The organism is Draconibacterium sp. (assembly GCF_041583095.1).
Lineage (GTDB): Bacteria > Bacteroidota > Bacteroidia > Bacteroidales > Prolixibacteraceae > Draconibacterium.
This window is the reverse complement of sequence record NZ_JBFHGM010000184.1, coordinates 1-10,492: the sequence shown is the minus strand read 5'-3', so window position 1 is coordinate 10,492 and position 10,492 is coordinate 1. Positions and strand designations below refer to the sequence as shown.

12 protein-coding genes are annotated in these 10,492 nt (G+C 39.2%); 5 read left to right on the top strand and 7 right to left on the bottom strand.

Going from position 1 to position 10,492, the window contains the following annotated elements:
• The 5 genes from ABZB17_RS15780 to arfB form a co-directional block, all read right to left on the bottom strand.
• On the bottom strand, nt 1-1,958 hold a 1,958-nt coding region (locus tag ABZB17_RS15780; protein ID WP_372651426.1), incomplete at its 3' end, for a transglycosylase domain-containing protein.
• 138 nt (nt 1,959-2,096) lie between these two features.
• A complete protein-coding gene (locus tag ABZB17_RS15775) occupies nt 2,097-2,576 on the bottom strand; it encodes a DUF456 domain-containing protein (protein WP_372651424.1) in 480 nt (159 codons plus the stop codon).
• Between the two features lie 74 nt (nt 2,577-2,650).
• Nucleotides 2,651-3,469, bottom strand: a complete 819-nt coding sequence (locus tag ABZB17_RS15770; protein WP_372651422.1) for a lysostaphin resistance A-like protein — start codon at nt 3,467-3,469, stop codon at nt 2,651-2,653.
• A gap of 54 nt (nt 3,470-3,523) precedes the next feature.
• On the bottom strand, nt 3,524-4,045 hold the full coding sequence (locus tag ABZB17_RS15765; RefSeq protein WP_372651420.1) for a GtrA family protein: 522 nt from the start codon (nt 4,043-4,045) through the stop codon (nt 3,524-3,526).
• 255 nt (nt 4,046-4,300) lie between these two features.
• On the bottom strand, nt 4,301-4,717 hold the full coding sequence (gene arfB, locus ABZB17_RS15760; RefSeq protein ID WP_372651418.1) for an alternative ribosome rescue aminoacyl-tRNA hydrolase ArfB: 417 nt from the start codon (nt 4,715-4,717) through the stop codon (nt 4,301-4,303).
• A gap of 293 nt (nt 4,718-5,010) precedes the next feature.
• On the opposite strand from arfB, the gene ABZB17_RS15755 reads away from it, so the two are divergent.
• Nucleotides 5,011-6,360 (top strand): hypothetical protein, encoded by a 1,350-nt coding sequence (locus ABZB17_RS15755; RefSeq protein WP_372651416.1) that lies wholly within the window; start codon nt 5,011-5,013, stop codon nt 6,358-6,360.
• Nucleotides 6,361-6,405: 45 nt separating this feature from the next.
• Here ABZB17_RS15755 and ABZB17_RS15750 read toward each other — a convergent pair whose 3' ends face one another.
• Both ABZB17_RS15750 and ABZB17_RS15745 read right to left on the bottom strand, forming a co-directional pair.
• Nucleotides 6,406-7,158, bottom strand: a complete 753-nt coding sequence (locus ABZB17_RS15750) for a hypothetical protein (protein ID WP_372651414.1) — start codon at nt 7,156-7,158, stop codon at nt 6,406-6,408.
• Nucleotides 7,159-7,305: 147 nt separating this feature from the next.
• Complete coding sequence (locus tag ABZB17_RS15745) at nt 7,306-7,947, bottom strand: Crp/Fnr family transcriptional regulator (protein WP_372651412.1); 642 nt, start codon at nt 7,945-7,947, stop codon at nt 7,306-7,308.
• Nucleotides 7,948-8,212: 265 nt separating this feature from the next.
• Between ABZB17_RS15745 and ABZB17_RS15740 the strand changes: the two genes are divergently transcribed.
• The 4 genes from ABZB17_RS15740 to trxA are packed head-to-tail and all read left to right on the top strand — an operon-like array spanning nt 8,213 to nt 9,779.
• A complete protein-coding gene (locus tag ABZB17_RS15740) occupies nt 8,213-8,557 on the top strand; it encodes a hypothetical protein (protein WP_372651410.1) in 345 nt (114 codons plus the stop codon).
• An 11-nt stretch (nt 8,558-8,568) separates the two neighbouring features.
• On the top strand, nt 8,569-8,919 hold the full coding sequence (locus ABZB17_RS15735; protein WP_045032908.1) for a thioredoxin family protein: 351 nt from the start codon (nt 8,569-8,571) through the stop codon (nt 8,917-8,919).
• A 13-nt stretch (nt 8,920-8,932) separates the two neighbouring features.
• Nucleotides 8,933-9,352, top strand: coding sequence for an OsmC family protein (locus ABZB17_RS15730; protein ID WP_372651407.1), 420 nt, complete (start codon nt 8,933-8,935; stop codon nt 9,350-9,352).
• Between the two features lie 4 nt (nt 9,353-9,356).
• Nucleotides 9,357-9,779 (top strand): thioredoxin, encoded by a 423-nt coding sequence (gene trxA, locus ABZB17_RS15725; protein WP_319502791.1) that lies wholly within the window; start codon nt 9,357-9,359, stop codon nt 9,777-9,779.
• Nucleotides 9,780-10,492: the final 713 nt, after the last annotated feature.

The window sequence follows — 10,492 nt, the reverse complement described above, 5'->3', positions numbered from 1 at the left end:
GGTGTAAGGCCGATAAACCAACCATCCGAGTTATTTTGCGTAGTACCTGTTTTCCCGGCAAACTCTCCCGGGATTTTATAAATGGTACGGATTCCTCGTCCGGTTCCACCGTCTACAACGGCTTCCATCATATTAATTACGGCCCTGCAATTTTCAACCGAAACTACTGGCTCGTTGGCCAATTCATAATCAAAAGTTTTAAGAACTTTCCCATTTTTGTCAGCAATTTGCAACAGGTAATTCGCTTTAACCGGTTTCCCGTCGTTTACAATGCCGGCAAAAGCTTCCACCATTTCTTTTAGTGATACTGAAGCTACTCCAAGTGCCAGAGAAGGGTAGTCGGGAAGATCGGCCGATATTCCCAGATCTCTTGCAATATCAATGGTTTCATCAATTCCCGCTTCCAAAAGCACATCAACCGAAACAGTATTTAACGATTTTGCCAGAGCTCCTTTCATGGAGTAGTAGCCACCATATTCGTTGTGCGAATTCCGCGGTGCCCAGTCTTTATATTCCTCGTAAACCTTGTATTGATTTACAAAATAAGTATCTGCCGATATATCTTCTTCCAAGGCTGCCAGGTACACAAACGGTTTAAATGTTGATCCGGTTTGTCGCGGCGCCGTAACATGGTCGTACTTAAAAAAACGGTAATCAATTCCGCCAACCCATGCTTTTAAATGCGAAGTGTGCGGATCGATAGCAATAAATCCGGCATTTAGCATTTTCAGGTAGTGTTTTAATGAATCGAGGCGCGAAACCTCCATACTTTCAACTCCATCCCAGGTAAATAACGATGCATGCGTTTTTGCCGAATATTTTTTCAACTCATCAGCGTAGCTGTCTCCGCTGGTATTCAGGTTCTGAATAGCACTTTTTAATACTTCCGGCTTCTCTCTGAAAATATCTCTCGATTTCCAGTGGTCATCAAATACCTTTTGCAGGTTTTTCATGTACTCTTTTACCGACTGTTGTGCGTAAAGCTGTAGGTTGTAATCAATACTTGTGGTAATCTTTAAACCATCAGTATACAAGTTGTAATGTTCGCCTTTTTCATTAACATTGTCCTCGCACCATTCCAGTAATTCGGGTTTTAAACGCTCCAGAAAATACGGAGCAGGTCCCTGATTATATGAAATCAGGCGGTAATGCATTCCAAGCGGCTTTTCTTTGTATTTGGCAGCATCGGCAGCATTCAGGTAATTATTCTTTACCATCAGGTCGATCACCACATTGCGGCGGCCTAAGGCACGCTCGGGATGTGTTCGCGGATTGTAATAGTTGTTGGCTTTTAACATCCCCACTAAAACTGCCGCTTCATGCACATCCAGACTTTTTGGCGATTTAGAGAAAAAACGCTCAGCAGCTACCTCAATTCCAAAAGTGTTTTCGGCAAAAGGAACAGTGTTAAGGTATAAAGCCAGAATTTCCTGTTTATTATAAATACGCTCTAAACGATAGGCAATAATTGCTTCGCGCAGTTTATTCACCGGCATCGACAATGGTCCGTAATCAACCCGTGGAAACAGGTTCTTGGCAATTTGCTGACTAATGGTACTTCCACCTCCGGCAGCATCGTTGCGTAAAATAATAGACTTAAAAAGTACCCGCGCCAATGCAATTTCATCAATACCGCGATGTTCGTAAAAACGCGAATCTTCAGTAGCAACAAGGGCATTAATTACATTGGGCGAAATTTCGTCGAAAGAGACATAACTTCTGTTTTCCACGTAATACCGGCCAAGTATTTTTCCGTCGACAGAATAGACTTCCGAAGCCAGTGGGTTATTGATCTGATGTAACTGTGTTTTAGAAGGAACCGGGCCTAATACGCCCAGGAAAACCAGGATAAAGAACAAACATCCGAGTAAGAATAGTACTACTCCGGCTTTAAAAATAAAACTGAGCAGCGGATATTTTTTACCTGTTTTTTTCGATTTCCCTTTCTTTCTGTTCACCGGCTTTTTGGTCCGGGAAGTTGTATTTGTTGTCTTTTTTGCCACGCGACAAAAGTATTATTTTAAACAATGTTCTTGTTTATCAAACTAAAATGAATTGAAAATATTATAAACGAGGCTTTGTTTATATTCTAATTGTTAAACAATCATTTCTTTTACGAAATACCAGGTCATCATACCCGATGCAATAAGTTTCAGTAATGTCCCGGCCAAAAAACCCATAAACGAACCAAAACCCGATTTTAAGGCGGCTCCCGAGTCTTTTCCGACAGTAAGTTCACCAACAACAGCACCTATAAACGGACCGATTATTATGCCAAAAGGAGGAAAGAAGAACATTCCTATTACCAGGCCGATAATGCTGCCCCAAACGCCACGTTTACTTCCGCCGAATTTTTTGGTTCCCCAGGCCGGAATCAGGTAATCGAGTGCATACACTACCACCGTAATGATAGCCCATATAATCAGAAACTTTGAAGAGAACTGATAACGTTCGGTGAAATGAAGTAACAGAAGGCCAATATAACTTAAAGGAGGCCCCGGAATGATGGGTAAAACGCAACCTAAAACTCCACTGATAATAAAAAGTGCTCCTAAAACGATTAATAGAATGTCCATATTTTAAAATTAATTACGGGCGTAAAAATAGTGTTTCCTCTTTATCGGGTTGAAAATATTCGGCAAACAAGCGTTTATCTTCGGCGTTTACCAAACCACGGAATACTTGTGAAATACATTAGCACTACAGAAAGGGCCATAACAAGTGCACTTAGAAGCAATAGATTATTTCGCTCTAAAAGATAGATGGAATGTTCGCGAATTTGTTGCCAGTAGGTTACGGTTAGCAGCACCATCGCATTGTTAATGGAGTGACCGATAATAGCAACAAAAATATTATTGGTGCGCAACATTAACCAGCCCAGCAGTAGCCCCAGCAGAAACGTAGCCGGCATTTGCCAAGGATTTAAATGAAAAAGGGAAAATAAAAGTGCCGACATAAATACGGCAACAAAACCATTGTAATTCTTCCGGAAACCATTAAATATCAGGCCTCTGAAAATAAGTTCCTCAATAATTGGAGCAATAACCGCCACTTTCAGGAAAGCGCCCATAAAACCATAGTCGCCTTCAAAAATACGATCGAAAAGTTCCCAAAACCAGGGTGGGGCAGGCAACAGCTTTTCAACCCATATGTTAACGTCTTCCAGAATGTTATGTGCGCCCCAAAGAAAGGTTACGATTGGAATAAATACCAAGGGATTAAAAAGTTTAATGGGAAAGATCTCCAAAAACGGAGCTTTTGCTTTTCGGATTCCATATAGTAGGATAAACACTACAGAACCAACGCCAAGTGCAATTTTTTTAACGGGATTATAAAGGTATTCGGTACCCTTGTAATAATCAATTAACGCCAAAGGAAAATCAACAACGGTTTGAATAAAAATGTAAAGAATAACAAGGTGAATGCCCTGTAAAATGGTTGGATAATATTTAATACGGTACTGTTCCATACGGATAATAAATATAGTACAATCCGCAAAACAAATGTTAACCAGAGTGATTTTTTACAAACGATTTCGGGCCGCAAGCAGCTTTTTACCCGTTTTGAAGGTAAAGTAGCGCTGAGCCACGTAGCTGTAAACAATTACCAGAATGGTAGTTAGGAGTTTTGAAAGCGTAGCGTACAGACCGCAATATTCAACAAAGAATTTCAGAAAAATATAGTTAAGCAGAATCGATCCGCCTACGGTAAGCAAATACCTGAACAGTTGAATGCGCCCTTTTAATTCCGACGCAGTAAACGTTACATACTTTGCCAAAAAGAAGCCTGTTGTAAAGGTTATCGGAAAAACAATTAGAAAAGCGGCAATGTGCGGACTAATTGCAATAAAACCCAAATCAACGATCTGCATTTTGATTACAAAACGGTAGAAGATAAAATACAAACTGATGTCGAGCAGCGTGTTAACTCCACCGGTGGCGGCATAGCGAAAGATTTCGCGCGGAAGAAATTGCAGGAATGGAAAATAAAACCAATCAACAAAGTTGATGATCATTTTTCCTATTTTCTCCAGAATGTTTCGCATGCTTTACTCTAAGAATTGAGCTGTAAAGAAACAAAAAATACTTTGATACCGGCAAACTACAAATCAGAATACAAAAAACAGGGGGTAAAGTCTGTGGTAAAATTTGGTGCAAAACGACTGAAATATTTAAGAATGATGATTAACGATTTTTGATTGCAGATGTGTTTGTCATTGGCTGTAAACAGCTTCTTCATAAAGTTTAACTTACGCTCAATTTAACAGTTTTACAATTTATCATATTATCAATTTCCCTAATTACAAATCAGGCCGTTGACGCAGTTGTTTTTTAGTTGCTTGTTGTTTTTTCTTCTCCAATCGTTTTAATTTCGACGAAATTGTTGGCTTTGTTTTAACTCTACGTTTAACAGGAGTTAAGGCCTTTTCTATCAGCTCTATAAGCTTGGTGATGGCTTGCTGTTTGTTTTTTAACTGGCTGCGTTCGCTGCTCTCGAAAAGCACAATTACTCCTTCAGAATTTATTCGGTTCTTTAATTTAGTGGCAAGCTTTTGTTTTTGAGTTTCGGTAAAAACAGCGGTGTCAATCAGGTCAAAACGTAGTTCTATTTTAGTGTTAACCTTGTTCACGTTTTGTCCGCCGGGACCGCTACTACGGATGGCCGAAATCTTTAATTCATTTATTATTTGGTCTTTTTGTGTTTCCGAAAGTCTCATATTAAGTGTGCTGTGCCTATAAATTCTATGCAACAAAAGAACACGGATTTTTTTAATTATCAAATCATTATATGGATTAAAACAGATTACAAGTTTTAATACCGAGATATGAAACCCTACTGCAACAGTCGGGTATACTGTAACCTTTACTGTAATTAAATGGTATATAACACATAAAAATACCGGACTCCGGTCCATAGGTAGTTCAAAGTATTAACCATTTTTCCTCCAGTACTTTTTTAGAAAGCTTTTCCCTCACACTTGTTTTGATAGTTAAACTAAACCTGGCGAAAGTGAATAAAAACAAAAACTTTAATATCGGTAATGGATCTAGAATTGCTGTTATTGGCGGTGGTCCGGCCGGAAGTTTCTTTGCTTACTTCGCACTTGGTTTTGCCGAACAAAGAGGAATCAACATCCACATTGACATTTACGAAGCAAAGAATTTTCATGTAGCCGGCCCGGCAGGTTGTAACCGTTGTGGGGGAATCGTTTCAGAGTCATTGATTCAGGCCTTATCCTCCGACGGAATTGTTCTGCCAGCGAACGTTGTACGTCGCGGAATCGAATCGTATAAGCTTCATATGGAGCAAGGTGCAACCTTAATTGAAACACCATTAAAAGACCAAAAGATCGCCTCCATGTTCAGGGGATTTGGCCCCCTGGGAAGTGAAAACATTGACTCGGTTAGTTTCGACAATTATTTATTGGAGCTCTGCCAGGATAAAGGAGTTCATACCATTTATGAAAAGGTAAGCGGTTTGGAACGAAACGAGACTGGGATTACCGTTCAAACGAAAACTAATATAGCGAATTACGACCTGGTTGTTGGGTCGGTGGGATTAAATCCACGCTCATTTTCTTTGTTTAAAAAAGTTGCTCCGGCTTTTATTCCTCCTGAAACCACAAGAACTTATATCTGCGAATTTAAACTGGGCAACGAACTGATTAATCAATATTTTGGGAATTCGATGCACGTGTTTCTTCTCAATCTTAAAAACATAAAATTCGGGGCACTTATTCCAAAAGGACAATACGTAACCCTGGTTTTATTGGGAAAGCAAATTACCGGAGAGATTGTTGACAGCTTTCTATACAGCGAGGCCGTTCAGCGATGTTTCCCAAAAGGACTGGATATTGACAAAAATATGCCTTGTCAGTGTTTCCCGGGTATTAATATTAAGAATGCGCATTATGCCTATTCTGACCGTGTGGTGCTGATTGGTGACTCCGCATCATCAAAACTGTACAAAAACGGCATTGGAGCAGCTTATATAACCGCCAAAGCGGCTGCAAAAACTGCGTTGTTCAGTGGAGTGTCCGAATCTGATTTTAAAAGGCACTATCAACCTGAATGTACCCGCTTAAACAGAGACAATGCCATTGGGAAATTTATTTTCTGGGTGACTACGATCATCCAAAGATCATCAGCGCTCAAGAAAGGAATATTTCGAATGGTAGTTAACGAACAGAAGAAGGTAAACGACAAAAGAAGAATGAGCTCGGTTTTATGGGATACGTTTACCGGAAGTGCGCCTTACACCGATATTTTAAGGCGGGTATTGCATCCCGCAACAATACTGTTATTACTGGCGAATATGGTAAATGGCATATTTAAAAAGCCAGAGAAGGGAACTGAGTAAGAATTCGCTTTGAAAGGGTTAGGAATCGAACTTAGAAGAGCTCAACTATAAATACTCCATATCGTTAGCCATCTTTTGCAAGCGCCATTCGCTTAACTGTTTAACCCGGTTTAAAACGTTTGAAGTAACCCGGTTATGCACACTTTCCCAAATTTTATTTACCAGCTTGTTGGCCTCTTTTTCTTTTCCGTAAAAATTAAAACTCACGGCAAATATGAGCTGGGATTGAGCAATTTCGCCCATCTCTTCAATCGGTGAACGTACGTACATAACAAAAATACCAATAGGGTATCCTCCGGTGCAGTCGTACAATAAATAGCGGGCATTATCAAAATCAAATGCATCGGGTGTGCTTTTAATTCGTATTGAATGCAGCTTAAACAAGGGAATTAAGTTCATGCCCAGAAAGCTCTTTTTTAAACCAAAAGGATACTTTTTAAGACCAAACGGAAGAATCTCGATATTTTCGATCTCATTATTAATACGTTCAACTTTGGCAACGTGGTTGGGCCAGCAGGTTGAATCGCCGTTCCAGTTGAGTAATTCATTGAAGATATAGCCAACCGGGGCATTTACGCCAATTTTATGAACGTTTAAAACAAAGTTTTTATTTACATCGATACCTACACGCTGCAGCACCCGCCTGTTGTATTCTTTACGGTTTTCTTCCGATTCAAATTTAATTAAAGTCGGCTTTTGGGGCTTATTTATTAGGAAATTCCTTATATCGGAAAATACATTTTTACTCCTTGATGGTGGATTTAAACTAATCGGTGAAGATTCCTTATAATTGGTCATTTACGAGTAAAAGTGTTGAATTATTTCGAATAAATATGAATCTAATAACTTCGTCAGTGACGTAATAATTTGATTTTTAAAGTACGAAATAACCGAATGAAAAACAATGAAGTGATGAGATAATATAAATTACTTTCTCATTTAATATTAGCCGTTTTTGCTGATATTCAGCAATTGAGCCGTATCGTCGATAATAATGTTTTTGCCATTAAGTGTAACAATGTTTTCTTTCTCAAATTCTTTCAGAAACTTAATGGCGCTTTCTGCCGAAATAGACGCAAAATCAGCAATATCCTGGCGGGTAAGAAACTCAAATATATTCTTCTTCAGAAACTCTTCCTGGCTTAGGTAGAGCAGGGCAGAAGCCAGTTTCCCTCGCATTTGTTTATACGAAATATTTCTGATCACCTCAAACAAATGCCTTTCGTTACGGTAGTTTTGCGAGGTAATCTTTAAGGCAAATTCCGGGTTTTCCAACAGAATCTTTTTCAGGCTTTCTTTTTCGATCATACAAATTTGGGTATTGCTGATTGCCTGTGCCGAATAGGTGTGAACCGGTTCGCCAAACACCGACGAAAACGCCAGGAATTCGCCTTCGGAAGCTACACTAATACTCATGTTTTTATCAATTCCGGTTTGCAGGTATACTTTTACCAATCCCTCAACAACGTACATTACATAAGGTGCAAACGCCCCCTGTTTAAAAATCGTTTCGCCTTTTAGGTACTGAACGCGGGTTTTGTAGGCATTCAGTTTGTCTAAATTTTGTATGTTATCTGTAAAATCCAATTCTGAGTCCGTTATTTCTCCAAATTTACATAAGAATTACGATTAACCAAGCCAAAACTATCAAACGACAGGAATGAAACTGTCAAATTTCAGTTTACGAACCGACAGACTTCAGGGCTATTTTTACGGTTTGTGTTTTCCAGCGATTTATCTTTGTCGTATTGATTTTTCATAATGATATTGATTTTAATAAGGTTTGAATAGAGGGGAGATAAAACAGAGTTGCACTATTATTTAGGCACTCTGTTTTTTTACAAGAAAAAAAATGAAAAAAGTAGCCATACCTATAGCGAACAAAAAAATTAGCGAGTACCTGTGCGGGTGTTCGCACTTTGCCTATTATGATATGGACACAAAAAATACGACCATTTCTAAAAAAGAAGTTATCGACTTCTCCAATGCAGATGAAGTTCGCTTGTGGATTAGAAATAACGGCATAACCGACATTATTCTTCACCGCATAAAAAAAGAATTGATTGGCATTTTTACTTCAGAGAAAATTAATTTGTTTGTAGGTGTGCCAATGGTTTCGGCCGGGCAAATAATTGAGGCCTATCGTTGTGGAAAACTGGAATCGGATAAAAAAATTATAACAGAAATAACAAATTAAAACGAACACAAATGAAACTTTTAAGAACAGGATTACCTGAAATAGAATCGGCAGCAGAATTGGAAAAAGTACTGGCCGAAAACGAAAATGTAATGGTATGTTGTGGCCGCATGGGCCCTATGTGTTTCCCGGTATACAATGTTATGGAACGTTTGGAGAAGGAGCGTAGCAACGTAAAATTTATGGTTATGGCTTTTGATAATCCCGAGGCCGCGCCAATTCGTAATGCACCTGAATGCAGCGGTTTTATGGGACTTCCGTTCACCATGTATTACAAAAACGGAAAAGTGGCAAAAGCAACTACAAGTATCCAAACTCACGAGCAGGTTACTGCTATTCTCGACGAGCAGTTTGGTAACTAATAATTGAAAAGTAATGGCAAAACAAGAAGTAAAAGTTAGCTGGAAAGATAAAATGGCTTTTGAAGCCGAAGTAGATGGACACAAAATAATGCTCGACGCTGCGGAAACTGTTGGTGGCGAAAACCGTGGTCCGCGGCCGAAACCGCTTATGCTTACGGCACTTGCCGGCTGCACGGGAATGGATGTGGTATCGATTCTGAAAAAAATGCGCGTTGAGGTGGAAGACTTTAATGTAACTGTTGAAGGTGATTTAACCGACGAGCATCCGAAACAGTATTATAAAATGAATGTTATCTATACCTTTAAAGGTAAAGATCTTCCTTTGGAGAAACTAAAAAAAGCAGTTAGTTTGTCGGAAGAAAGATATTGTGGAGTAAGTGCGCTTTACAGAAAAGCGATCGAAGTTACTTCTGAAATTAAAATTATAGAATAAAGTTATGTCGACTACACTAATTGTAATTGCGGTTGTTCTTGCCGCGTTGGTAGCATTAATTGCAGTAAATTATTTTCGAATGAAAAATGCCAAACCGGTGGCAAACAGCAAACGGATTAAAGTGCTGAATAATAAAAACTTTAAGGCAGCAACAAAACGCGGAGTTGTATTGCTCGATTTTTGGGCTCCCTGGTGCGGACCATGCAAAATTATTGCACCTACCTTAAACGAAATTGCCGACAGCCAAACTGATTTTATGGTGGCAAAAGTTAATGTAGACCATAACCAGCAACTGGCACAAAAATTTAAAGTCCGCAATATTCCAACCATGCTGATTTTAAAAGACGGTAAAGAAGCCGGTCGTATTGTTGGTGTAAAAACCAAACGTACCATTCTGAAAGAGATTGACGCTGTAATGGCAGGATAAATCAGGCAACTAAAAAACCACATATACCGAGAGCCGCTTATCATTTATATTGATGGGTGGCTTTCTCTTTTTAGCAGCTTTCCCATGCCTGGTTCAGAAAAGCTGATTATTGCTAAGTATTTTTGTTGACGATTTCAAACCTTTTAAGAGCTGAAATTAAGGAGATTATTTGCTATTACCTACAGGGAATGAGCTATTTTTGAAACATAATTAAGAACACAAAACAAATCACAGATAGAGTCGCTTTCGACTAATTTACAAGCCTGAAATTTTCAGGCTTTTTTTCTGTAAGTCACTTTGGTAAAACGAAAAGATTCATGCAGAGATCAATAAGTCTTGGCAAAGCACGCAAAACAGACCTTATACTTTCGCGAATTTTGCGCTCCATCTTTTCCTGGAGTGAAACAATATTGATATCCTTTCATTCCGGTTGTTGAATCCCGGAAATCGTGAATGTTTTTTCGGGAAGTCCCTCAGGCTTATGTATATTGCCATTCAAATTTTGCCGGAAGAACCACTTGACATCAATCGGCTTTATTCACCAGACGACCAAATATTTTGTAGGCATTGAAGGATCACCCGTAAAATCCGGTGGAATAAAAATTTTATAGAAGCAAGAGAAGAACTGTAACTTTCTGCCTGCCGGCGGCTTTCATCTTTGCCCCCGACGAAATGTCGGGATTTCCGCTTTGCTCCAACTTGAAGCAAAGACG

Coding starts and splice junctions, on each gene's coding strand:
- ABZB17_RS15775 (WP_372651424.1), bottom strand. CDS start 2,576: ATGGACATTCTATTAATCGTTTTAGGAGCACTTTTTATTATCAGTGGA.
- ABZB17_RS15770 (WP_372651422.1), bottom strand. CDS start 3,469: ATGGAACAGTACCGTATTAAATATTATCCAACCATTTTACAGGGCATT.
- ABZB17_RS15765 (WP_372651420.1), bottom strand. CDS start 4,045: ATGCGAAACATTCTGGAGAAAATAGGAAAAATGATCATCAACTTTGTT.
- arfB (WP_372651418.1), bottom strand. CDS start 4,717: ATGAGACTTTCGGAAACACAAAAAGACCAAATAATAAATGAATTAAAG.
- ABZB17_RS15750 (WP_372651414.1), bottom strand. CDS start 7,158: ATGACCAATTATAAGGAATCTTCACCGATTAGTTTAAATCCACCATCA.
- ABZB17_RS15740 (WP_372651410.1), top strand. CDS start 8,213: ATGAAAAAAGTAGCCATACCTATAGCGAACAAAAAAATTAGCGAGTAC.
- ABZB17_RS15735 (WP_045032908.1), top strand. CDS start 8,569: ATGAAACTTTTAAGAACAGGATTACCTGAAATAGAATCGGCAGCAGAA.
- ABZB17_RS15730 (WP_372651407.1), top strand. CDS start 8,933: ATGGCAAAACAAGAAGTAAAAGTTAGCTGGAAAGATAAAATGGCTTTT.
- trxA (WP_319502791.1), top strand. CDS start 9,357: ATGTCGACTACACTAATTGTAATTGCGGTTGTTCTTGCCGCGTTGGTA.